This window comes from Streptomyces sp. NBC_01460 (assembly GCF_036227405.1).
GTDB lineage: Bacteria > Actinomycetota > Actinomycetes > Streptomycetales > Streptomycetaceae > Streptomyces.
This window is the reverse complement of record NZ_CP109473.1, coordinates 8,357,619-8,380,010: the sequence shown is the minus strand read 5'-3', so window position 1 is coordinate 8,380,010 and position 22,392 is coordinate 8,357,619. Positions and strand designations below refer to the sequence as shown.

The following is a 22,392-nucleotide window of genomic DNA, read 5'->3' as shown; positions in this document are numbered from 1 at the left end:
TCGGACTCAGGAAGTCGCCGCCTCGTGCCCTCACCCCTCCCGCGCCGCGCGGCGTTCACCACGCTGGCCGGTCTCGCAGCTCTTCCCCTTACCGGGTGCGGCACGGCCGCACCGGCCGCCGCTCCGGCCCCCTCCGGGGCAGCGTCCGCCCGGCCTCAGGAGACGGATCCGCGTACGCTGAGCGCGTTCGCGGACCTGGAGCGGACGTTCGACGCGCGGCTCGGCGTGTACGCGGTGGACACCGGGAGCGGCGGGTCCGTCGTCCACCGCGCCGACGAACGGTTCGCCTACGCCTCGACCTGCAAGGCTTTGCTGGCAGGCGCCATGCTCGACGGATACACGCTCCGGCAGCTCGACCGGCGCGTCCGGTACGGCGCCGTTGATCTCGTCGCCAACTCCCCGGTCACCGAACAGCACGTGGACGCCGGCCTCACGCTGCGCGAACTGTGCGACGCTGCCGTCCGGCACAGCGACAACACCGCGGCCAATCTCCTCTTCCGCGAGCTCGGTGGCCCCCGAGGGCTGCAGGACGCGCTCGCCGTCCTCGGCGACCGCACCACCCGGTGCGACCGCTTCGAGCCCGATCTCAGCGAAGCCGCGCCCGGCGACCTCCGCGACACCAGCACGCCCCGCGCACTGGCGACCGGTCTGCGCGCCTACGCGCTCGGCGACGTCCTCGGCCGGGAAGAGCGGTCCCTGCTGACCGACTGGCTCGACCGGAACACCACCGGCGACGCTCTGATCCGCGCGGGCACCCCGGCCGGATGGGCGGTCGGCGACAAGACCGGCACCGGTGGCTACGGCACCCGCAACGACATCGCCGTCGTCAGGCCACCGGGCTCCGCGCCCGTCGTCATCGCCGTGTTGTCCCGTCGCGACAGCCAGGGAGCGAAGCCGCAGGACGCTCTCGTCGCACAGGCGGCCCGCGTCACGTTCGCCGCTCTCGTCCGGGACGGTCAGGGACGGTAGCGCAGCGGATGCTCCGCGGGCACCTCGGTCAGTACGATGCGGTGGCCGTCGGGGTCGGCGATCCACATCTCGATCAGCCCCCAGGGTTCCTGGAGGGGCGGGCGCAGGACACGCGCCCCTCGCCCTGCCACCTCCTCGTGCGCCGCCGCGCAGTCGTCCACCTGCATCCAGAGCTGCAGCGTCTCGGTCGGCCGGAGCTCCGAACGCCCCGAGACCTCGAGGAAGCCGCCGCCGAGGAAGTACACCGTCCCCCGCTCCGGTCCCGTGCCGAACTCCCGGTAGATCGGCAGTCCCAGCGTCCGGCCGTAGAAGTCCCTTGAGGCCTCCGGGTCACCGGGCCTCAGCAATACCCTGCTGCTCAGTACATGCACCATGGTCCGACCCTACGCGGACCGGCACGACGGAACGGGGCCCCTCGCCCGTCCGGGGCCCGTGCGGCTCAGGACGCTTCCACCGCGGCCTTGATCCGTCGACCGAAGTCCGGGGCGTCCTTCCGTGCAGCGGCGACGGCGAGCCCGACCAGGAGCTTGCCCACGCGGTGACCCTCCAGATCATTGAAGATCCGCACACGCGTTCGGCCGTCCGCCAGGGACTCGAGGTCGTAGCCGCCTTCCCGTGCCGTGACGAGGTTGGTGGACAGCTCGTTCCAGCGGATGCGCGTCGGGGCGACGAGTTCGCTGATCCGGAATTCACGCCGGGTGGTCATACCGGCGTCCTTCACCGTGCTTCGGAACACTGTGCCCACCACGGTCGGACCGGCCGGCGTCCTGGCGATGCCCTGGACACGCGGGCTGAACTTCCTGTCGTTCTCACCGTCCGCCAGGAAAGCGAACACCTCTGCGACAGGACGATCGATGTCGACCGTCGCCTCGAACCGGGGCATGAGGTCTCCTCTTCTACGACGGGCGCGGCGCACGGCGCGGCGCACCCGTGGTGACACTGCCTCTCAGGATCCGTGTTCCGCACCCGGTCGGCAGCCGGACGGGCCCATCAGCGAGGCAATCGGGTGCCTGCGACCGTTGCCCGGCCGAAGCCGGATGCCCGCCTTCCGTATCGGGACGGTCCACCCGGGACCCAGGCGTCCGCGTACGCCGGCAGTCGGACGACAGAGCCCCGCGCGCTCCTCTTCCGCTCGCCTCCATCGACCCACCCTGCACCGAACCGGATCGGAAATACGGTGACCTGGGGCAGAGGACATGCAAGTAGCGTGCAGAAGAGCCGATTTCAGACCTTCCGCAGGTACGGCGAGGCCACGGGCGGTTGGGCACGGACGGGAGCAGCGCTCCTGACGTGCTCCGGATGCCCTTTTCGGCGCCTGGGGGTCAATGAGCGATGGAGTCGATCAGCTCACGAGCGCCCTGACGCAGCAGGGTGACGGCCACGGAGGTTCCGAGCGTGGCGGGGTCGAGCGGACCTGCCCACTCGTGCGCGTTGAGCACGGTCTTGCCATCAGGGGTGAACACGCAGGCGCGCAGGGAGAGGTCTCCGTTGCGGTGGGCCGTGGCGTAGCCGGCGATCGGAGAGTTGCAGTGGCCCTGGAGCACATGGAGGAACATGCGTTCGGCCGTGGTCTCCCGGTACGTCCCCGGGTGATTGAGCACGCTCACGGCGTCGATGGTCGCGGTGTCGTCCTCACGGCACTGCAGGGCGAGGACGCCCGCGCCGATCGGCGGGCACATCGTCTCCGGGGCGAGGACCTCGCTGATCACGTCGGGGCGGCCGATGCGGTGGAGGCCCGCGACGGCCAGGAGGAGCGCGTCCGCCTCCCCGGCGGCGAGCTTCGCGAGCCGTCGGTTGGCGTTCCCGCGGAACGGGACGCAGTTCAGATGGGGGTGCGAGGCGGCGAGTTGCGCGACCCTGCGGACCGACGACGTGCCGACGCGCGCTCCGTCGGGCAGCTGGTCGAGCGTGAGCCCGTCCGGGTGGACCAGGGCGTCGCGGATGTCGTCGCGCTCGAGGAACGCGGCGAACGTCGTGCCGGCGGGCAGCGGCCGGTCGGCGGGGATGTCCTTGACGCAGTGGACGGCCAGGTCCGCCTCCCCGGCGAGCAGGGCGGCGTCGACCTCCTTCGTGAAGGCTCCCTTGCCTTCGACCTGCGAGAGGTCTCCCATCCACTTGTCGCCCGTGGTCCGGACGGGGACGACCTCGGTGACGGTGGCGGGGTGGTGGGCCGCCAGTTGGGCCCTGACACGCGCGACCTGGGCGAGGGCCATGGGTGAGTCGCGCGAGACGATACGGATCAGCTCAGGGGCGGACATGGCACCCACGATAGACCGCCGCACTCGGGCGGCGGACGTCCGACGCGGTTCCGGCCGCACGCTACCGACATCGCGGCTCAGGGTCCCGAGGGCGGACACCCGCGATATCCAGCCGCGTTGGACTCTCGCTCGGGGGCTCTCATCCGCAGGTTTCACGCTCTTCTCCTGACATGACAATCACTCCTCTACCAGCGTGAGTTGACGTACAGGCACTCGCATTCCGGCACGCCGGTGCGCTCCGGCCGCGCGCCGCCACATCCTGCCGTCGCCCCCTGTGGCCGAATGTCGCGCCCGCGATCCGGCCTCACTCCCCCGAGGGCTGTCAGCCACCCGTTGAGATCCATAGCATGACCCCTCAGGGACTTTGATTTCACTCTCTCCGAACCGCGAGGACTGGATGAGCAACGGGGACACCTCCATTCCGAAGAACATCGATGTGAACGTGCCGAGCGTCGCGCGGATGTACGACTACTACCTGGGCGGCAAGGACAACTACCCGGCCGACAGGGTCGCGTGCGAGCAACTCCTGGAGGTCGTGCCGAGCACCAAGGTCCTGGCGGTCAACAACAGGCGGTTCCTCCGGCGCGTCGTGCACCACCTCGCGGCCGAGTACGGGATCCGCCAGTTCATCGACCACGGATCCGGCCTGCCGACCCAGGACAACGTCCACCAGGTCGCGCAGTCGGTGGATCCCGGCGCCAGGGTCGTCTACATAGACAACGACCCCATCGTCCTGGCCCACGGCAAGGCCATACTCGAGGAGAACGACAGGACCGCCGTCATCCAGGCGGACATGCGGGACACCGACGGGATCCTCGGTCACCCGGAGGTGACCCGGCTCATCGACTTCGACGAGCCGGTGGCCGCCCTGTTCGTGTCCGTGCTGCACTGCATCCCGGACGAGGACGACCCGGCGGGACTGGTGCGCAGGGTCGCGGCCCGCCTGGCACCGGGCAGCTTCCTGGTGGTGTGCCAGCTGGTGAGCGAGGACGCGGCCACCCGCGACTTCGTCACGGACTTCATGGCGAAGAGCACCGGGAACCAGTGGGGGCGGGTCCGCCGGCAGGAGGACGTGCACGGCTTCCTGGACGGCCTCGACGTGCTCGAGCCCGGCCTGGTGGAGGTGTCGACCTGGCGGCCCGACTCCGATCTGGCGCCGAAGCAGGCGACTCAGGAGTGGATCGAGTACGGCGGCGTCGGCCGAAAGTGGTGAGGGGGCACCGTACGGCGTGACGTACGCCGAGGGGGCCGGCGCTCAGCGGTAACGCTTGAGCGCCTCCCTCAGCATGCCCCTGCTGTCGGCCGGACTCGGCGACTGCGCGCTGAGCGAGTCCAGGATCCAGCGGTACTCGTCCGTGCTCTCCTGCTTGTTCACGGACGTGGCGTTGGTCAGGTGCTCGATGTACGCCACGTCGGGAAGCCCTTCCATGGCGAACCGCAGATAGGTGATGGCGTTGCCCGGAGACGTGTGGGCGGTCACCTCGAAAGGGGCCACCTGCACGATCACGTGCGGCAGCTCGGTCATCTCCAGCAGGTGGGCGAGCTGATCCCCCATTACCCGGGCGCCGCCCGTCGGACGCATCAGCACCGCCTCGTCCAGCAGTACCCAGAGCTTGGGCGCGTCCGGACGCTTTAGCAACTCCTGCCGCCTGATGCGCAGTTCGACGCGACGCCGGGTGATCTCCTCCGATTCGAGGGAGTGTCCGGAACGCACCACCGCATGGGCGTAGTCAGCCGTCTGCAGGAGGCCGGGAACGTAATGCCCCTCGTAGGTCCGGATGGAGGCAGCGGCCTCCTCCAGTCCGACCAGGGGCTCGAACCAGTCCGGAAGGACATCGGCGTAGTTGCGCCACCATCCGCGCCGCCCGGACCTGCGCACGAGATCGATGAACTCGGCCGTCCTGGCGTCGTCGGTCACCCCGTAGAGGGCGAGCAGGTCAGTGGCGTCGCGCTCCTTGCACGGCGAGTGCCCGGTCTCCATCCTGCTGATCTTGGCCGTCGAGCACCGGATACGGTCCGCTGCGACGTCCGGGGTGATACCCGCCTCCCCGCGCATGCGCCGCAGCTGGGCCCCCAGAACCAGGCGCAGCGCCGTGGGACTGGCCTCTGCGGCCGGGGCGAGCGTCGGCTTCACTGACTGCCGAAGCGGTTCGATGCCGGGCATGCGGACTCCTGAGGACGGGCGTCGTGACGCCAGTGTGCCATCAGGAGCCCCATGGGTGCCCGGCACATGCGGGAGTGCCGCGCCTTTTCGGCCTGTCCTCAGGCGAGTTCAGCCGGTCATGGTGTCGAAATCGCCGTCCCTGACACCCGCGAGGAAGGCGCGCACTTCATCCCTGGTGTACACGAGGGCGGGCCCTTCGGGGTGCCTGGAGTTGCGTACGGCCACGCTCCCGCCGGGCAGCATCGCCATCTCCACGCAGTTTCCACTGGGGTTGCTGTGCTGGCTCTTCTTCCACTCCACGCCCGTCAGGGAGTTGGCCGGTACACCGTTGTCGAACTGCTGCATGCGTCCCGTTCCTTGTCGTCGCGCCGGCACATCCTGGTGTGCCACCCAGGTCCGCACCAGGAGAACAGATGTCCCCTGCTCACACCACCGGCTGCAATTCCGGATGCAATTGCAGCCGATGAGCGGACGGCGGTGATACTAGTGGCCATCCAGGATCCACGGCACCACGAACCGGCCTTCAGCGAAGGGTGATCAGCACTCATGCACGCGGAGAGACCACCACGTGACGAAGCGGCAGCCCTGCTCCCCGGACCGGCGGGAACAGGCGCGGATCCGCACGAGGATCTGGCGCGCGAGCTCGGCATCGGAACACCGGGATTCACCACGCGTGGACTGGGCGCGGATGCCGAGAGCCTCCGGCAGGCACGGTCGTTCGTCCGCGACGCTCTCGACCGGTGGGGCCTGCACTCCTGCGCGGACGATGTCGCCCTGGTCGCGGGCGAACTGGTGAGCAACGCGGTCTGCCACGGCCTGCGGCCCGCCGGCCGGCACGCGGTGCGGTGCGCGGCCCGCCTCGGCCTGGCGCACCAGGACGGCACACTGGTGTGCGCGGTGAACGACCCCAGCCCGTACGTGCCCGTACTGCGCCGGCCCGACGAGTGTCTCGAGCGGGGGCGTGGCCTGCGCATCATCGACGCGCTGAGCAGCTCCTGGGGGTGGTCCCGGACCACGGGGAGGGGGAAGACCGTCTGGGCCAGGATTCCCGTCCGGCCGGCCTCCGTGTGCTAAAGCCCGGCCAGCGCGGTCCAGGCCTCCGCCAGGAGCGCGTGACCCAGCGGGGTGGGGTGGACTCCGTCGCCCGCGATGTGCTCGGCTCCGCCGGCGGCGCGCGCCGCCTGGTTGAGCAGGCCGTCCGCCGCCAGGAGGGCGGTGTCGAACTCCTCGGACAGCCGCCGAACCGTCTGGATCCTGGGGTCGAGGTCCTCACGCCAGGCCCATTGCTCGGCCCGCACCGGCACGAGGAAGGGCTCGATGAGGATCAGCTGGGCGTCCAGCTCGTCCCTGACCTGCGTGAGGATGGCACGGTAGCCGTCCTCGTAGGCGCGGGCCGAGGTGACGACGCCGGAGTCGTAGCGGCGCCAGGTGTCGTTCACACCGATCAGGATCGACACCACGTCCGGTTCGAGATCGATGGCGTCCTCACGCCAGCGGGCCCGCAGGTCCGAGATCCCGTCTCCGCTGATCCCCCGGTTGACGAACGTGATGCCGCTGTCCGGCCGCCCGGACCGTAGGCGGTCGGCCGCCAGCCGGGCGTACCCGTTCCCCAGGGGGCTGTCCGGTTCCACCAGCCGGCCCACATCGGTGATGCTGTCGCCCTGGAACAGGACGGTTGCTGAGTGGTGCAGGCTGATGGTCACGCGGTGCTCCGTACGGTGAGGATCCATGGGACGCCGGAGATGATCCTGCCCACACTGACGCCCGGCATGATCCGACCGGGCCCGTGGGCTTCCGGCGCCGCCTCCGGGCCCGCCTAACGGGCGGCAGCCGGGGCGCGCACCGCGCTGAAGTCCATCACGCTCTCCACCTCCAGCAGGGTCGCCTCGGCCACCCGTCGCACCTCGGCCGGAACGTCGCCCTGCTCCTCCACCAGACCGGCGTAGATCGGCGCGTCGGATGCCTCTGCGAAACTCACGTGAACTGCCTAACGATCGGTTATGCCCGCCAATCAGCGGAAACGGGAGCCGAGTGTACGCGTTCACCTCGGGCCGCCCGTGGGCGGACCCGCGGATACGCCCGTGGGCGGCGGAATGCCGGTGCCGACCCGACGCCCCGCGTGATCGGTTCCCCGCCCGCGGCCGGGCGGGGAACCCGGTCCGCTATTCGATGACGAGCTCGACGTCGATGTTGCCGCGCGTGGCCTTGGAGTAGGGGCAGTAGGCGTGTGTCGCCTCGACGAGGCGACGACCCGCCTCCCCTTCGAGCGCCTCGGGCAGCTCGACGCGCATGACGACCGCGAGGCCGAAGCCCGTGTCGTCCTTGCCGATCGAGACCTCGGCCGTCACGGAGACGTCCTTGGTGTCGACCTTCATCTCGCGGGCGACCGAGCTCATCGCGCTGGCGAAGCACGCGGCGTAACCGGCGGCGAAGAGCTGTTCCGGATTGGTGCCCTCCCCGTTGCCCCCGAGGGCCGGCGGCAGCGCGAGCGCGAGGTCGATCTGTCCGTCCGAGCTCACTGCCCGGCCTTCACGGCCGTTCGCGGTGGCGGCGGCGGTGTACAGCGCGTCCATGGGGTGACCTTCTCTCGTCGACCGTGACCGCGGACCGGCCACACCAAAGAGAATTACACACAATCAAATTGTGCACAACTGAATCATGGGCGGCACGCTACCCTGGATCCATGACGTCACCACCGACCCCGGCCCCGGCCCCCGACCTCGCCGGCCTGCCTGACACCGAGCTGCTCAAGCTGGACCACCAGGTCTGCTTCTCCCTGCAGGCGGCGTCCCGCGCCTTCGGCGGCGTCTACCGTGAAGCGCTCCGGGACCTCGGCCTCACCTACCCGCAGTACCTGGCGATGATGGTCCTGTGGGAGCACGGCCCGCTGCCCGTCAAGACGATCGGCGAGCGATTGCACCTGGATTCGGGAACCCTGTCCCCGCTGCTCAAGCGCCTGGAGTCGGCCGGACTCGTCAGGCGCGAGCGCAGTCCGGAGGACGAGCGGTCGGTCACCGTCCACCTCACCGGCGCCGGGACCGCGCTGCGCGAGCGCGCCCTGCCCGTACCCCGCTCGATCCTGCGGGCCACGGGCATGTCGGTCCAGGAGGTGCTCGCCCTCCAGGAGACCCTGGGGCGGCTCACCTGGTCCCTCGGGCGCGCCGGCTGATCTCCCTCGGCCCGGTGGCCGGGAAGGAGTCCGGCTCGGACGGCACAGCACTCGCCGGAGTCCGGACGCCGAAATATGATGCAGGAACTATCGCAACGCGGAGCGGCCCATGAACCGGCGTCGAACTCCCCGGTCGGCGAGCGCCGAGGACCTGCTCAGCACCTTGCAGCACCTGACTGCCCGAGCACGGCAGGAGGTGGAGCTGCACCAGGCTCGCGTGGAACTGGCCCAGGCCCTGCAGCGCAAGATGTTGCCGGCGACGCTGCCCGCCTTTCCGGGCCTGCAGACCGCCGCACGGTACGCTCCCGCACGCGACGGGCTGGACATCGGCGGCGACTGGTACGACGGCTTCGTGCTCCCGGACGGATCACTCGGCCTGGCCATCGGCGATGTCCAGGGGCATGACGTGGAGGCCGCCGCCTTCATGGGGCAGATCCGGATCGCCATGCGCGCGATCGCCAGCTCGGCCGCCGACCCGGGCGAGGTGATGGGCCGCACGAACGATCTGATCCTGTCGATGGATTCCACCCTCTTCGCCACGTGCTCCTTCCTCCGGCTGGATCCGCGGACTCGGCAACTGTGGAGCGCACGCGCGGGTCACGTCGCCTCCGTGTGGGCGACCGCCGACGGACGCTCGGGCATCACCGCCGACGCCGGGGGCCTTCCGCTCGGCATCGAGCTCCGTCAGCACTACCCCGTCACCCGCCGTGATCTGGACGTCGACGGCGCGTTCGTCATGCTCACCGACGGAGTCATCGAAGGGCCGTCGCTGTGCATCGACGACGGACTGGACCGGATACGGCGCCTGGTGAGCGCCTACGCCGGCGCCGATGCCGAGGAACTCGCCGACCGGGTGCTCCACGCCGCGGTCCTCACCGGCCACGAGGACGACGCGGCCGTGCTCGTCCTGCGCCACGACGGCACCGCCTCCGGCCCCGGGTGAGGACGAACCCCGCCGCGCGTGTCACCCACGGCGGGGCCGCCATGCGCGGTGTCTTATGAGATGCGTGATCCGCAGCGAGCAAACCAGACGCCGAACCATGATCGTTCTGCAGATGCTGGGCATCGCCGCCGCCTACTACGTGTCAGGACTGATCGGTCTCCGCAGACAGGTCGAGGTGGAGGGAACGATCGTCACCCCGCTCTGGCCGCCGTCCGGGATCGCCCTCGCGTCACTGTTCTACCTGGGTCTCCGCATCTGGCCCGGTATCGCACTCGGCTCCCTGTGCACCGTCATCTGGATGAGCGACGGTTTCTCCCTCTGGGGCCTCGCCGTCGCGACGGGCAGTGTCGTGGCACCGGTCTGTTCCTACCTGGCCCTGCGAGCGGTGGGATTCCGCATCGAGCTGGACCGCCTTCGGGACGGGGTCGCCCTGGTGTTCCTGGGCGCCCTGGCCGGCATGGTCATCAGCGCCACCACGGGCACCGGCGTCCAGTTCCTGAGCGGGGCGCTCCCCGCGGGAGACTTCTGGCAGGTGTGGTCCGCCTGGTGGGCGGGGGACGCGATGGGCGTACTGATGGTCACTCCGCTGCTGTTCGTCCTGCGGAGGGCCCGCCTGCCACGGCTCGACGACCGGTGGGCGGAGGCTCTGGCCCTCGCGGTCGTCACCGTGGTGGTGGCGATCCTGGCGACCAGGAGCCCGCTGTCGATGATCTATCTCATCTTCCCGGTCCTGGTCTGGGCGGCTCTCCGCTTCCAGCTGGCCGGCAGCGCGCCGTGCGCTCTTTTCATGTCCGTCATGGCGATCATCGCCGGCACCGACGAGGTGGGCCCGTTCGACGGCCACTCGGTGCTCGAGGTGACGCTCAACCTCTGCATCCTCAACGGCTGTGTGGCGCTCACCGCGCTCCTGCTCGCGGCGATCGTGACCGAGCACAACAACATCCGCCACGAGACGGAGGTGGCCTGCGAGGAGCTGGCCGCCCTGGTGGAGGAGCTCGCCCCGCGGCCGTCGGCGGGGGGCTCCTCCGACGGACCACTGGGCTGACCCCCTCCGACCGGACCGCACCCGGGCGAGCGGTCCGCCCTCAGTCCGTACGGGGGAAGTGCCGCGCCAGGAAGTCGTTCCGGAAGGTGCCTGCGGGGTCGAGCCGGGCGGCCAGCCGCTCGAAGTCGGCATGGTGGCCGTACAGCTCCCGCAGGGTGCCCGGCGGAGTGGTGAAGACCTTGCCCCAGTGCGGCCTGGCTCCGAACGGGGCAAGAGCCTCCTCGATCGCACCGAGGACGGGCGTGACAGCTGCGGTGTCGGGCACCCAGGTGAAGTGGAACGCCACGGAATCCCTGCCCTGGGCCGGGCTGAGCCACAGGTCGTCGCCGGCCACGGTGCGGATCTCACCGATCTGGAGCAGGGGCGCGATCCGCTGCCGGATCCGGTCCAGCGCCCGGTAGGCCGCGACGGCGTCGCGCCGGGCGACGAAGTACTCCGACTGCAGTTCCTCCCCGTTGCTCGGGGTGAACTCGAGGCGGAAGTGGGGCAGCCTGGCGTGCCAGGGGCCCGGGAGGCCCTGCTGCTGCGTGCAGTGCTCGGCCGCCACACCGGGCACGGGGTGCCTCGGCCCTTCCGCGAGCGTGGCGCCGTGCCACCGGTGCGGGGCGGTGCCGGGTCCGTCGGCCCCCACCCGCTGCTTGAGCCATACCTGGTCGACCGGGCCGCCGTGCCAGCCGGTGAAGAGACTCACGCTGTAGGCCTCGGACATGATCTCGTCGAAGCGGTCGAGCAGCGGCTCCTGCGGAAGCCCCTCGTACACCCATTGCTGGATCTCGAACGCCGGCACGAGGTCCAGGGTCAGCCGGGTGACCACCCCCAGCGCGCCCAGGGAGACCACCGCACCGGCGAAGTCGGTGTCACCGCGCTCCAGCCGCTCCAGCCGGCCGTCCGCGGTGACGAGCTCCAGCGCCCTGACGGCACCGGCCAGCGAGCGGTTTCCCACACCGGATCCGTGCGTGCCGGTGGCGCAGGCACCCGCGACGGAGATGTGAGGGAGTGAGCCCAGGTTGTGCAGAGCGAACCCGCTGCGGTGCAGCGTGCCGGTCAGCTCCCCGAAACGCAGCCCGGCGCTCACCGTCGCCGTGCCGGCCTCCCGGTCGATCTCGACGGAGCGGGGCAGGCCGGCGACGGATATGAGGTCGCCCTGGGTGTCGGCGACGGTGTTGAAGGAGTGGCCGGTGCCCAGTGCCCTCACGGCCGTGCTCGCGGACACGATGTCCTGGAGCTCGGCGACCGAGGTGGGGGCGTGGAACTGCTTCGCGCCGAAGGTGATGTTGCCCGCCCAGTTCGTCCGGCGGGCGGACGGGGCGTGCGGGGAATGATCGATCATGCCTCCGGAGCTTACGCCCCGGCCGACCGCAGGATCAGGGCTTGCGTCCCACACCGCCCACGGCCGGGCTCGACGGTCCGCCCCGTCCGCTCCCGCCGGGTCCGGGACGCCAGTCCGATGTTCTGACGACTCCGGGTTCGACCAGTTCCAGCCCGTCGAAGAAAGCGGCGATCCGGGCCGGGCCGCGCAGGTGGTACGCGCTCGGCGCATGCGCGTTGTACGCCTCGATCGCGCGGTTCAGCGTGTCGCTGGTGTCCGTCCCGTCGGTGAGGGCGAGGTGGCTTCCGGACGGGAGCGCCGTCATCAGCTGCCCGACCAGTGTCCACGGGTCCTCGTCGTCGGGCAGCTGTCCCATGATCCCGAGGAGCATCAGACCGACGGGTCGCCGGAGATCGAGGGTCCGGGCGGCCTCCTCGATGACGCGGCCGGTGTCACGCACATCCGCGTCGACGTACGCGCACGCGCCCTCCGGGGTGCTGGTCAGCAGGGCGCGGGCGTGCGTCAGCACCAAGGGGTCGTTGTCGACGTAGACGATCCGGGAATCCGGTGCCGTCCGCTGCGCTACCTCGTGCGTGTTGTCGGCCGTGGGCAGTCCGGTACCGATGTCGAGGAACTGCGTGATCCCCGCCTCGCCCGTCAGGAAACCGACGGCGCGGGCGAGGAAGGCTCGCTGGTCACGCGCGATGTTCGCGATGTCCGGGAAGACATGGACGATCATCTCGCCCGCCTCGGCGTCGGCGGGGTAGTTGTCCTTGCCTCCGAGCAGGTAGTTCCAGACCCGGGCGGAGTGCGGCACGTCCGTCCGCAGCCGGTCGGCCGGTGGCTGTCGGTGATCGCTCATGTCGGAAGCCTCACACCCCCGAAGCCTCACACCCCGTTCGGACGGAGCGGTGCGTGCCCGGGGGTCAGTACGGCAGAGGGCGCCCGGACGGCGTTCGCAGGTCGAGCGGGGGCGGCCCCGTGGGGGGCTGCGGACGGCGGACGATCTGGATGCGGCCCACGGCCACCACCTCCTCCTGGTAACCCGGTATCTGCCCACCCAGGAGCCCTTCACACGTCCGGGCACCGACCGGCCCGCCGGGGCCCGCTCGGGGATGCGGACCCGGCGATGTGCGGTGACCCTGGACGGGTGGGGGAACCCGAGGGCGAGGAGGATCCGTCATGTCCGCGCTGGACAAGATCAAGAAGATGCTGAAGGGCCACGAGGACCAGGCCGGGAAGGGCGTCGACAAGGCCGGCGACATGGTCGACGGCCGGACGCAGGGCAAGTACGCCAAGCATGTCGACACCGGTCAGGACAAGCTCAAGCAGCAGCTCGGCTCGGACCGGGACCCGGACAACCCGCCCCGTTCCTGATCACCCGACGCGCCGGCCCGTCCGGTCCCACGGGTGCCCGGACCCGGTGGCGGAATGCCCGCCACCGGGTCCGGCACGTTCGCCCGGGGCTCCCGGATCCGGGAGCGGAGATCGAGCACACGGCCGGATTCCTGTTATCGTCCCCGCCGCACAGCGTCTCCCGAGTGTGGGAAGTGACGGAACAGGACCCCGGAAGAGTGAGCAGAGCATGGGCGAGGCACGCGAGACGGCGTTGATCAAGGCCGCGCAGAAGGGTGACACCGAGGCGCAGGACCACCTCGTCGCGTCCTACCTGCCGTTGGTCTACAACATCGTCGGCAGGGCTCTCAACGGCCATGCCGACGTCGACGACGTGGTCCAGGACAGCGTGCTGCGCATGCTCCGCGGCCTGCCCACGCTGCGCACCCCGAAGAGCTTCAGGTCCTGGTTCGTGGCCATCACCATGAACGAGATACGCGGGCACTGGCGTGAGCGCAGGACCGGGGAGATGTCCGCGGACCGGATGGACGACGCGTACGACGTCGTCGACCCCGCCGCCGATTTCGTCGAGCTGACGATCGTCCGGCTGGGTCTGACCGGCCAGCGCAGGGAAGCCGCCGAGGCCACCCGCTGGCTGGACGACGAGGACCGCGAACTGGTGTCGCTGTGGTGGCTGGAGACGGCGGGCGAACTCTCCCGCGCCGAGGTCGCGAGCGCCCTGGACCTGTCACCCCAGCACACCGCGGTGCGCGTCCAGCGGATGAAGGAACGGCTGGAGGCGGCCCGGGTGGTGGTACGCGCCCTGGCGGCGGACCCGCGCTGCGTCCTGCTCGAGGACCTGACCGCCCGATGGGACGGGATGCCGTCCGCCCTCTGGCGCAAGCGGCTGGCCCGCCACGCGCGTGAGTGCACGGTGTGCGCGGGCCACCGCTCGGGCCTGGTTCCCGCGGAGGGCCTTCTGGTGGGGCTCGCCCTGGTGCCGGTGGCGGCATCCGTGGCCGGCCCGGCGGCGGACATCCTGCCGACGGCGTTCCTGCCCGCGGCCGGCGGCGTCGTGTCCGGTGCGGGCCGTGCCGAGCGGCGCCGCGAGGGCGCGCGGCGGCGGCGCCGCACCACGGTCGTCGCCGGGCTGGCCGCGGTCGCGGTGCTGGGAGGCGGCGGGGCCGCCGTACACCTCTACACGGACGACACGGGCGAGGATCCCGCGACCGCCGTCAAGCCTCTGACCGGGCCGTCGGCCCCTGTGGACACGTCGTCGTCCCCGTCGGCGTCCCCCTCCTCCGCCTCGCCGTCGTCTTCGTCCGCCTCGCCGAAACCTTCCGCGAGCGCCTCTCCGTCCGCCTCCAGAAGCCGCACGGCGTCCCCCACCCCCAAGCCGACGCCGAAGCCTCGCACACCGTCCTCGAAGCCGGCTGCCGCGCCGAAGCCCTCGTCGGCCCCGTCGGCGGCCGACGAGGTCATCGCGCTGGTCAACTCCGAGCGGGCCAAGGAAGGGTGCGGCCCGGTGAGCGGCAACAGCCTGCTGACGACAGCTGCTTCACGCCACTCCGCGGACATGGTGGCGCGGGACTACTTCTCCCACACCTCACCCGACGGCACGGACCCCGGCGCACGCATCACCGCCGTCGGGTACCGGTGGAGCACGTACGGCGAGAACATAGCGAAGGGCCAGCAGACCGCCGAGTCGGTGATGGACGCCTGGATGAACAGCGAGGGACACCGGGCGAACATCCTCAACTGCGCCTTCCAGGAGATCGGCGTCGGCAGGGAGGACTCGTCCGGGGGGCCCGTGTGGACCCAGAACTTCGGCACCGCCCTCTGACCCCCGGGGTCCGGAACACCGTCATACGGCGGAAACGATCAGGTAGCACCCCCTCCATGCAAAGGATCTAGGCTGGGCCCGAGCCCAGGCCGAAGGCGTCCGCCGGCGACAACGACGTCTTCCCCCGCGGACAGGAGCATGGTGACCACGCCTTCTCTTCTCGTCGATCGGCTTCCCCCGTGGCTCGCCCACGTGCTCCGCGCCCAGCGCGGACCGGTCCCGTGGAACGCCGTCCTGCGCGGGGCGCTGGCCGCCGCGCCGCTCCTCGTGACCGTGCTCGCCGAACGGCCGACCGCAGGGGTTCCCGCGGCACTCGGCGCGATGCTTGCCGGCATCAACGACCGGCCCGGCAGCCGCCGCGCCTCGGTCACGAGGCTGGGGGTTCCCGCCCTGGCGGGCTCGGCGGGTCTGCTGCTGGGCACGGTGATCGCGGCTGCTGCGGGCGGTGGCCGGTCCCTGGTCGTCCTACCGGCCGTGGTCGGAGCGCTGGGTCTGCTGGCGGGTGCGCTCAGCTCCACGGGGCCCGTCGCGTCGGCGTGCGGCACCCAGGTGCTGGTAGCGGTCGTGATCGGGGCCGGCATGCCGCTGCCGGAGTCCGGCCCGGTGCGTGCGCTGCTGTTCCTGGCCGGTGCGGGATGGCTCCTCCTTCTCCGGCTGCTCCTGCCGTCTCCGGGTGGCCTCGGCAACGGGCCGTACAGGCTCGACGGGGAGAGGGAGGCCGTCGCCGCGGTCTACGAAGCCGTGGCGGGGCTCCTGCTCGCTGCGGGCGGCCCCCGGGCCCGGGCAGGGCGGGCCGCGCTGAGTGCGGCGCTCGACCACGCCCAGGACGCTCTTGCGGGCCCACGGCTGCGGCGCCGTGCGAGCTCCTCGGCGGAGCGGCGGCTGCACGCCCAGTACGCTGCGGCATTTCCCCTGGCGGAGGCCGCGACCGCGCTGGCCTGGGCCGGTGTCTCGCTGCCCGCCAGGATCGCGGAGGGACCTCGCGGGCTGGCAGCCGCCGTACGGTCCGGCGGTTCCTGCGGACCACTGCCGGCGCCGGCCCGGACGGACGCCGGACTGCGGGCTCTGGACGACGCCCTGCTGCGTGCCGCCGCGGTGTTCGACCGTCCCGCCGGAGTGGCCCCGGGCAGGCACACAGGGCAGTCGGGCGCGTCCGCCCTGCGCCGGGCCTGGAGCGCGGCGGGGCTCGAATACGGCCTCCGGGTCGCGGTGTGCTGCGCGACGAGTACGGTCCTGGCGCAGTGGCTGCATCACGAGCACTGGTACTGGCTGCCCGCCACCACCGTCTTCCTGGTCAAGCCCGATCTCGGTCCGCTCGTCTCGCGGGTGGTGTGCCGGGCTGTGGGGACCGTGGCGGGCGCCGCGGTCTTCGGTGTCCTGGGCGTCCTGGTGTCCGGCCCGGCTCCCCTGGTCGCGACGGTGGCGCTCTGCGGCGCGCTCCTTCCGGTGGCGACCCGTCACTTCGCGGTGCAGACGGCGGTGGTCACCGTACTCGTCCTGTCCCTCGTCCTGCTCGGCGGTGAGCCGCCCGCCTCCTGGGGCCGGGTCGTGGAATCCCTCCTCGCCTGCGGGACGGTGCTGTTGGTCGGGCACCTGCCGATGCCGGGCCGGCGGGGCCACGGTGTGAGGGCGGCTCTGGACACGGCGGTGGGGGCGGCACACCGCTACCTGGGGCACGTCCTGGACGCCCCGGAGGACCACGCCCTGAGAGGAGCGCTCCGCCGCGACGCCTACAGGTCGCTGGCCAGAGCCCGTACGGCCATCGATCTGTCGGCGGCCGAACTCCCTCCGGTGTCCAGGCATTCCGCTGGCTCCGAGGGGGTCGCGGGCGCGCTGGAACAACTCATCGACACGACGACGGCGTGTGCGGTCCAGATGGACCAGCGTGCCGCCGAACTGTCCCCGGCGCACGCCGAACTCCTCGCCGCGCACCTGTCCGAACTCGACCGGGCACGGGCGGTTCCCGCCGGCTGACAGCGTCCCGGATCCGGCAGATCACGGACTCAGCACTCGCCGGACAGGCCCTGGCTAGGATGCGGTGCATGATCGCTGAACTGCAGTGTGTGGTGCTGGACTGCGCCGACCCGGCCGGTCTGGCCCGGTTCTATGCGGCCGTGCTGGGCGGCGAGACCGACCGGCCCGACGGACGCTGGGCACTCGGTGACGACTGGGCGACGGTGCACACTCCGGCCGGGCCGGTGCTCTGCTTCCAGCGTGTCGCGGAGTACCTCCCTCCGCTGTGGCCGGATCCCGCTCGCCCGCAGCAGTTCCACCTGGACTTCGCCGTCCCTGATCTCGACGGTGCCCACGAGCAGGTGGTCGCGCTCGGAGCGACCGTGCTGGACGAGGGCTCCGGCACCCGGAGCTGGCGTGTGTTCGCGGATCCCGCCGGACATCCGTTCTGCCTGGTACGCCACTGACCCCGGGCACGCGGAGGACGCTCCAGGTGCCCGGGGCCGGGGTCAGCGGCTGATCAGGGCCAGGGCGGCGCAGGCCCCGCCCACCGTGCCGACGGTCAGGACGGACACAGCGACACAGCGGGCCCTCAGCCGGTCGTACCGTGCGGTGTACTCACCCCGTAGTTCCACGGCCCGGCCCGCGATCCTGGTGAGCGTCTCCCGGCAGATCTCCACCCTGTCCGCGACGTAGACGCGCTCGACGTCGTCCCGTTGGGCTGTGGTGAGCCAGGGCAGGGCCTCGGTGAAGCGGCGGGCCTGTCGGCGGGCCTGCTCGACCTCGGCGTTCCAGAGCAGGTAGCCCTCGACCTGGGCCAGGCCCCGGGTGCTCTCCTTGTCCGGATCCACACGGTCCTCCTCTCCTCGAGCCGTCGTCCCGGGCCTATTCCTGCTTGTCCCCGGGCGCCACCGTGACGGATTCGTGAGGACGGTTCGTCGCGTCCTCGAGCGCGCGGATCGAGGGGTAGTGCAGGTCGAACGCCGGGGATTCGGAGCGGATCCGCGGAAGCGTCAGGAAGTTGTGACGCGGGGGCGGGCAGGACGTCGCCCATTCGAGCGAACGGCCGTAGCCCCACGGGTCGTCGACCTCGATCTTCTTGCCGTACTTGGCCGTCTTCCACACGTTGTACAGGAACGGGAGCATGGACAGGCCGAGCACGAAGGAGGCGATCGTCGAGATCGTGTTCAGGGCGGTGAAGCCGTCTGCCGCGAGGTAGTCCGCGTAACGACGCGGCATGCCCTCGGCACCCAGCCAGTGCTGCACCAGGAACGTGCCGTGGAAGCCGATGAACAGCGTCCAGAACGTCATCTTCCCGAGCCGCTCGTCCAGCATCTTGCCGGTGAACTTCGGCCACCAGAAATGGAATCCGGCGAACATCGCGAAGACCACGGTGCCGAAGACGACGTAGTGGAAGTGCGCGACGACGAAGTACGAGTCGGAGACGTGGAAGTCCAGCGGCGGCGAGGCCAGAAGGACTCCGGTGAGCCCTCCGAAGAGGAAGGTGACGAGGAATCCGATGGACCAGAGCATCGGTGTCTCGAAGGACAAGGAGCCCTTCCACATCGTGCCGATCCAGTTGAAGAACTTCACACCGGTGGGCACCGCGATGAGGAACGTCATGAAGGAGAAGAACGGCAGCAGCACACCGCCGGTGACGTACATGTGGTGCGCCCACACCGTCACCGAGAGGCCGGCGATGGCGATCGTCGCGCTGATGAGACCGACATAGCCGAAGATCGGCTTCCTGCTGAACACGGGGAAGACCTCGGTGACGATCCCGAAGAACGGCAGAGCGATGATGTACACCTCTGGATGGCCGAAGAACCAGAAGAGGTGTTGCCAGAGCAATGCGCCACCATTGGCCGCGTCGAAGACGTGGGCGCCGAATTTCCGGTCGGCCTCGAGCGCGAAGAGCGCGGCGGCCAGGACCGGGAAGGCCAGCAGGACCAGGACACCGGTCAGCAGGACGTTCCAGGTGAAGATCGGCATGCGGAACATCGTCATGCCGGGGGCGCGCATGCAGATGATCGTGGTGATGAAGTTGACCGAGCCGAGGATCGTGCCGAAGCCGGAGAAGGCCAGGCCCATGATCCACAGGTCGCCACCGACGCCGGGCGAGCGGACCGCGTCGGTGAGCGGGGAGTAGGCGAACCAGCCGAAGTCGGCCGCACCCTGCGGGGTGAGGAAGCCGGACACCGCGATCAGCGACCCGAAGAGGTACAGCCAGTACGCGAACATGTTCAGCCGCGGGAACGCCACGTCGGGCGCGCCGATCTGCAGCGGCATGATCCAGTTCGCGAAACCCGCGAACAGCGGCGTCGCGAACATCAGCAGCATGATCGTGCCGTGCATCGTGAACGCCTGGTTGTACTGCTCGTTGGAGATGATCTGGTCACCCGGACGGCCCAGTTCGGCACGCATGACGAGCGCCAGGACGCCACCGACGATGAAGAAGGCGAACGAGGTCATCAGGTACATCGTGCCGATGGTCTTGTGGTCGGTGGTGGTCAGCCACCTGATGACCACGTTCCCCGGCTGCCGACGCCGTACAGGCAGTTCGTCCTGATAGGCGGCATCGGCTTCCGCCGATACTGAGGGACCCCTCGTCGTCACTGCGGCACTCCTTCGGTCGACGGCCGGTTGCGGACTCGGCGACCAGGATGGACTCCCTGCGGCGGAACCGCAGGTCATCTCCGTGCGCACTGCACCAGTGGCTGGCAAAGGACACTCCACTGGCCGATGGTCGCGGTGTCCGTGTTGACGACCGCACCGCTCCCTCAGGAGCGCGTTCCCTCCCTCAGAAGCACATGTCCTCTCTCAGGAGCGCGTCCCCTCCCTCAGGCCGTGGCCCAGGCGCGCAGCGCCTTGCGTGAGGGGAAGTCGGCCACGTTCTTGTCGATCGGGTCGTCGGTGTACTGGTGGATGCGCCAGGCCGCGTCGATCCGGGGCTCCGCCGCCTTGCCGTAGTCGGCGATCCAGAGTCCGTCGCCGTCGTACGCACTCGTGTCGTGGTTGATCCAGAACGAACGGTTGCAGTAGAGAAGGACTCGGTGGTGCGGCCGCAGCCTTTTCACCTCCCGGATGAAGCGGTCCTTGTCCGCACTGCTCGCGCGGGTCCCGTCCCCCGTCCGTTCCCAGTCGACGGCGAGGAGGTCACCCTCCTTCTCCGGCGTGTTCTCGAGAAAGTAGTGGGCTTGTTCCTTCGCGTGCCCGGGCCAGAGAAAGTGGTAGAAGCCGACGACGCATTCCGCGTCCCTGGCACGTTTCACCTGATTCTTCAGCTTCGGATTGACGTAGGAACGGCCCTCGGTCGCCTTGACGAAGACGAAGTCCAGGCCGTCCGTGTCGAAGTCCGTCTGGTAGGTGCTGACATCGACACCGTGCAACACGGGCGCCACCTCCAAGTGGGGCATTGTGGTTCCGCTTGTCTCCCCGATACGTGCCCAGAGGGAACAGCCTCATCCACGCTGGGGAAGCTGAACCGTTTCGGCAGACCCGGAACAGATCCTGATCTCCCGGGGTTGGTGATCCGGCGAGACCCTTTACTCCAGCACTCGGCATCGGAAGGTCGGATTTCCATGAAGATCGGCATCATCGGCGCAGGGAACATCGGCGGCAATCTCGCGCGGCGGCTCACCGCGCTGGGGCACGACGTCTCCGTCGCGAACTCCCGGGGGCCCGAGACACTCGAGGCGCTGGCCGAGGAGACCGGCGCCACCGCGGTGACGTCGGTGGAGGCCGCGCGAGGGGCGCGCGTCGTCGTGGTGACCGTTCCGCTCAAGGCGGTCCCCGACCTTCCCTCGGGAATCCTCGAAGGCGCGGCGGACGACGTCACCGTCATCGACACGGGCAACTACTACCCGCAGCGGGACGGGCGTATCGACGCCATCGAGGACGGGCTGACGGAGAGCCGGTGGACCGAGCGGCAGATCGGGCACCCGGTGATCAAGGCGTTCAACGGCACGTACGCCCAGGACATCCTCGACAAGGGCCTCCCCCAGGGGGCACCCGCGCGCCAGGCCCTTCCCGTAGCGGGCGACGACGGGGCGGCCAAGCAGGTGGTCCGGGATCTGATCGACGAGCTGGGCTTCGACACCGTCGACGCGGGCGGAATCGACGAATCCTGGCGCCAGCAGCCGGGCACACCGGTGTACGGGAACCGCGGCGACGCCGATGCCATCACGAAGGCACTCGGCGAGGCTTCCCCGGAGCGCACCGCCGAGTGGCGCGCCTGACCCCACCGCGGCCATCTCCTTGCCGCGTCCCCGGCCGGGGACGCGGCGCGGCCGCCGTCCTACGGGCCGGCCGTCGGGCCGGACGACGAGGTGTTGATGTCGACATCCTCGGGCCGGCCGAGGGCCCCACACGGCGGAGCCGACGATCTGATTCGCCGTCGGCAGCAGACCGTCGGAACGGCTGCCGAGGCCGTTCAAGAAGGGCGCCCGCCTCGCCCCTCCCCTTGGGGCGAGTGCTGTCGGCCAGGCCGGTGACCTGCCGGAGGCTCAGAGCCGGGCGATGCCCGTGACCTCGCAGACGGTCTCGACGAAGGCGCGTACCCGGGCCGTCTCGCCGGACGTCGGCCAGAGAAATCGGTACTCGACGGGAGGGGCGTCGCTGAAGGGGACCCAGGCCACGTCAGGGCGGGCGTAGTAGCGCTGCGCGCCCTCGCATGCGGGCGAGACGCCCTTGCCCCGGCCGACGAGGTTCAGCACCTCGGTCCAGTAGGTGGAGGGATGGCCGTGCGGGACCGGCCTCCCCCGTGGGGTCTGCCGGGGGAAGTGGTGGTCCAGCCAGCTCTGCGGCACGGGCCCGGCGAAGGCGAGGAGTGTCGACTCCGCGAGATCCTCCAGCGATACGGACGGACGCCGGGCGAAGGGATGCCCGGTGGGGACCATCAGCATGCGGAGCTCGGAGAGCACGACCGGGCCTGGTGTGAGATCGGGTTCGTCCAACGGGCCTTCGCTGATCTGGAGATGCAGCTCACCGCTCCTGATCCGGCCGAGTGGATCGGAGATCTGCACCTCGTGGATCTCGATCTCGCAGTCCGGGTAGCGGGAGCGGAAGGTCTCGACGGCCTTCAGGAGGATCTCGGCGACCATGGGACTCGAGTACCCGACGTGGAGCACCCCCGTGATGCCGCGTCCCGTGGCCACCGCGCGGTCCACGGCGCGCTGGAGTTGCTGACGGACCGGGAGCAGGTCCTCGCGCAGCTGCTGCCCGACCGGGGTCAGGGCGACACGGCGGCTGGTGCGTTCGAACAGCGGCACGCCGATCCGGCGCTCCAGTTTCTTGATGGTCTGGCTGACGCGCCCCTGGGCCAACCCGAGCCGCTCGGAGGTACGCCTGAAGTGCAGCTCCTCGGCCAGCGTCAGGAACGCCTCGATCTCGTGTCGCTCCATCG

General features: G+C 70.4%; 25 protein-coding genes. 11 read left to right on the top strand and 14 right to left on the bottom strand.

From position 1 onward, the window contains the following. Positions 1-24 precede the first annotated feature (24 nt). Positions 25-969 carry a class A beta-lactamase gene (gene bla, locus OG488_RS37445; protein ID WP_329237808.1) on the top strand — a complete coding sequence of 315 codons (945 nt, stop codon included), beginning with the start codon at positions 25-27 and terminating at the stop codon, positions 967-969. Here bla and OG488_RS37440 read toward each other — a convergent pair. The 3 genes from OG488_RS37440 to hemC form a co-directional block, all read right to left on the bottom strand. Next, on the bottom strand, positions 957-1,343 hold the full coding sequence (locus tag OG488_RS37440; RefSeq protein WP_329237805.1) for a VOC family protein: 387 nt from the start codon (positions 1,341-1,343) through the stop codon (positions 957-959). The genes bla and OG488_RS37440 overlap by 13 nt on opposite strands. A gap of 65 nt (positions 1,344-1,408) precedes the next feature. Next, the gene (locus OG488_RS37435) at positions 1,409-1,852 is read right to left on the bottom strand and encodes an SRPBCC family protein (RefSeq protein ID WP_329237803.1); all 444 of its coding nucleotides are present in this window, start codon (positions 1,850-1,852) and stop codon (positions 1,409-1,411) included. Between the two features lie 439 nt (positions 1,853-2,291). After that, positions 2,292-3,227, bottom strand: coding sequence for a hydroxymethylbilane synthase (gene hemC, locus OG488_RS37430; protein ID WP_329237800.1), 936 nt, complete (start codon positions 3,225-3,227; stop codon positions 2,292-2,294). 397 nt (positions 3,228-3,624) lie between these two features. Here hemC and OG488_RS37425 point away from each other — a divergent pair, with 397 nt between their 5' ends. Continuing rightward, the gene (locus OG488_RS37425; protein ID WP_329237798.1) at positions 3,625-4,440 is read left to right on the top strand and encodes an SAM-dependent methyltransferase; all 816 of its coding nucleotides are present in this window, start codon (positions 3,625-3,627) and stop codon (positions 4,438-4,440) included. Between the two features lie 42 nt (positions 4,441-4,482). On the opposite strand, the gene OG488_RS37420 is transcribed toward OG488_RS37425, so the two are convergent. Further along, complete coding sequence (locus OG488_RS37420) at positions 4,483-5,391, bottom strand: helix-turn-helix domain-containing protein (protein WP_329237796.1); 909 nt, start codon at positions 5,389-5,391, stop codon at positions 4,483-4,485. A gap of 108 nt (positions 5,392-5,499) precedes the next feature. Further along, on the bottom strand, positions 5,500-5,736 hold the full coding sequence (locus OG488_RS37415) for a DUF397 domain-containing protein (protein ID WP_329237793.1): 237 nt from the start codon (positions 5,734-5,736) through the stop codon (positions 5,500-5,502). Positions 5,737-5,937: 201 nt separating this feature from the next. On the opposite strand from OG488_RS37415, the gene OG488_RS37410 reads away from it, so the two are divergent. Then, on the top strand, positions 5,938-6,465 hold the full coding sequence (locus tag OG488_RS37410) for an ATP-binding protein (protein WP_329237790.1): 528 nt from the start codon (positions 5,938-5,940) through the stop codon (positions 6,463-6,465). Here OG488_RS37410 and OG488_RS37405 read toward each other — a convergent pair. The 3 genes from OG488_RS37405 to OG488_RS37395 form a co-directional block, all read right to left on the bottom strand. Continuing rightward, positions 6,462-7,094, bottom strand: coding sequence for an SGNH/GDSL hydrolase family protein (locus OG488_RS37405; RefSeq protein ID WP_329237788.1), 633 nt, complete (start codon positions 7,092-7,094; stop codon positions 6,462-6,464). The two genes, OG488_RS37410 and OG488_RS37405, sit on opposite strands and share 4 nt — an antisense overlap. A 113-nt stretch (positions 7,095-7,207) precedes the next feature. Further along, positions 7,208-7,369 carry a hypothetical protein gene (locus OG488_RS37400; protein WP_329237785.1) on the bottom strand — a complete coding sequence of 54 codons (162 nt, stop codon included), beginning with the start codon at positions 7,367-7,369 and terminating at the stop codon, positions 7,208-7,210. Between the two features lie 184 nt (positions 7,370-7,553). After that, positions 7,554-7,964: an organic hydroperoxide resistance protein gene (locus OG488_RS37395; RefSeq protein ID WP_329237782.1), complete on the bottom strand. Its 411-nt coding sequence runs from the start codon at positions 7,962-7,964 to the stop codon at positions 7,554-7,556. Positions 7,965-8,074: 110 nt separating this feature from the next. Between OG488_RS37395 and OG488_RS37390 the strand changes: the two genes are divergently transcribed. From OG488_RS37390 to OG488_RS37380, 3 genes are all read left to right on the top strand, one after another. After that, positions 8,075-8,560, top strand: a complete 486-nt coding sequence (locus OG488_RS37390) for a MarR family winged helix-turn-helix transcriptional regulator (RefSeq protein WP_329237779.1) — start codon at positions 8,075-8,077, stop codon at positions 8,558-8,560. Between the two features lie 109 nt (positions 8,561-8,669). Continuing rightward, complete coding sequence (locus OG488_RS37385) at positions 8,670-9,503, top strand: PP2C family protein-serine/threonine phosphatase (protein WP_329237776.1); 834 nt, start codon at positions 8,670-8,672, stop codon at positions 9,501-9,503. Positions 9,504-9,567: 64 nt separating this feature from the next. Continuing rightward, entirely contained in the window at positions 9,568-10,548 is a 981-nt protein-coding gene (locus OG488_RS37380; protein ID WP_329237773.1) for an MASE1 domain-containing protein, read from the top strand. 40 nt (positions 10,549-10,588) lie between these two features. On the opposite strand, the gene OG488_RS37375 is transcribed toward OG488_RS37380, so the two are convergent. Both OG488_RS37375 and OG488_RS37370 read right to left on the bottom strand, forming a co-directional pair. Further along, on the bottom strand, positions 10,589-11,878 hold the full coding sequence (locus tag OG488_RS37375; RefSeq protein ID WP_329237771.1) for an FAD-binding protein: 1,290 nt from the start codon (positions 11,876-11,878) through the stop codon (positions 10,589-10,591). Between the two features lie 34 nt (positions 11,879-11,912). Further along, complete coding sequence (locus OG488_RS37370; RefSeq protein ID WP_329237769.1) at positions 11,913-12,719, bottom strand: SAM-dependent methyltransferase; 807 nt, start codon at positions 12,717-12,719, stop codon at positions 11,913-11,915. A 320-nt stretch (positions 12,720-13,039) separates the two neighbouring features. Here OG488_RS37370 and OG488_RS37365 point away from each other — a divergent pair, with 320 nt between their 5' ends. From OG488_RS37365 to OG488_RS37350, 4 genes are all read left to right on the top strand, one after another. Continuing rightward, positions 13,040-13,234: an antitoxin gene (locus OG488_RS37365; protein WP_329237767.1), complete on the top strand. Its 195-nt coding sequence runs from the start codon at positions 13,040-13,042 to the stop codon at positions 13,232-13,234. Between the two features lie 208 nt (positions 13,235-13,442). Next, positions 13,443-15,035 (top strand): sigma-70 family RNA polymerase sigma factor, encoded by a 1,593-nt coding sequence (locus OG488_RS37360; RefSeq protein WP_329237765.1) that lies wholly within the window; start codon positions 13,443-13,445, stop codon positions 15,033-15,035. Positions 15,036-15,173: 138 nt separating this feature from the next. Then, on the top strand, positions 15,174-17,009 hold the full coding sequence (locus tag OG488_RS37355) for an FUSC family protein (RefSeq protein ID WP_329237762.1): 1,836 nt from the start codon (positions 15,174-15,176) through the stop codon (positions 17,007-17,009). A gap of 68 nt (positions 17,010-17,077) precedes the next feature. Then, positions 17,078-17,455 (top strand): VOC family protein, encoded by a 378-nt coding sequence (locus OG488_RS37350; RefSeq protein ID WP_329237759.1) that lies wholly within the window; start codon positions 17,078-17,080, stop codon positions 17,453-17,455. A 42-nt stretch (positions 17,456-17,497) separates the two neighbouring features. Here OG488_RS37350 and OG488_RS37345 read toward each other — a convergent pair whose 3' ends face one another. From OG488_RS37345 to OG488_RS37335, 3 genes are all read right to left on the bottom strand, one after another. Beyond that, entirely contained in the window at positions 17,498-17,839 is a 342-nt protein-coding gene (locus OG488_RS37345) for a hypothetical protein (protein ID WP_329237755.1), read from the bottom strand. Between the two features lie 34 nt (positions 17,840-17,873). Continuing rightward, a complete protein-coding gene (gene ctaD / locus OG488_RS37340; protein ID WP_329237752.1) occupies positions 17,874-19,604 on the bottom strand; it encodes an aa3-type cytochrome oxidase subunit I in 1,731 nt (576 codons plus the stop codon). Between the two features lie 224 nt (positions 19,605-19,828). After that, a complete protein-coding gene (locus OG488_RS37335; RefSeq protein ID WP_329239295.1) occupies positions 19,829-20,380 on the bottom strand; it encodes a GH25 family lysozyme in 552 nt (183 codons plus the stop codon). Between the two features lie 189 nt (positions 20,381-20,569). Between OG488_RS37335 and OG488_RS37330 the strand changes: the two genes are divergently transcribed. After that, entirely contained in the window at positions 20,570-21,226 is a 657-nt protein-coding gene (locus OG488_RS37330) for an NADPH-dependent F420 reductase (RefSeq protein ID WP_329237750.1), read from the top strand. Between the two features lie 267 nt (positions 21,227-21,493). Here the strand turns inward: OG488_RS37330 and OG488_RS37325 are convergent, their stop codons facing one another. After that, positions 21,494-22,390, bottom strand: a complete 897-nt coding sequence (locus tag OG488_RS37325; protein ID WP_329237747.1) for a LysR family transcriptional regulator — start codon at positions 22,388-22,390, stop codon at positions 21,494-21,496. Positions 22,391-22,392 lie beyond the last annotated feature (2 nt).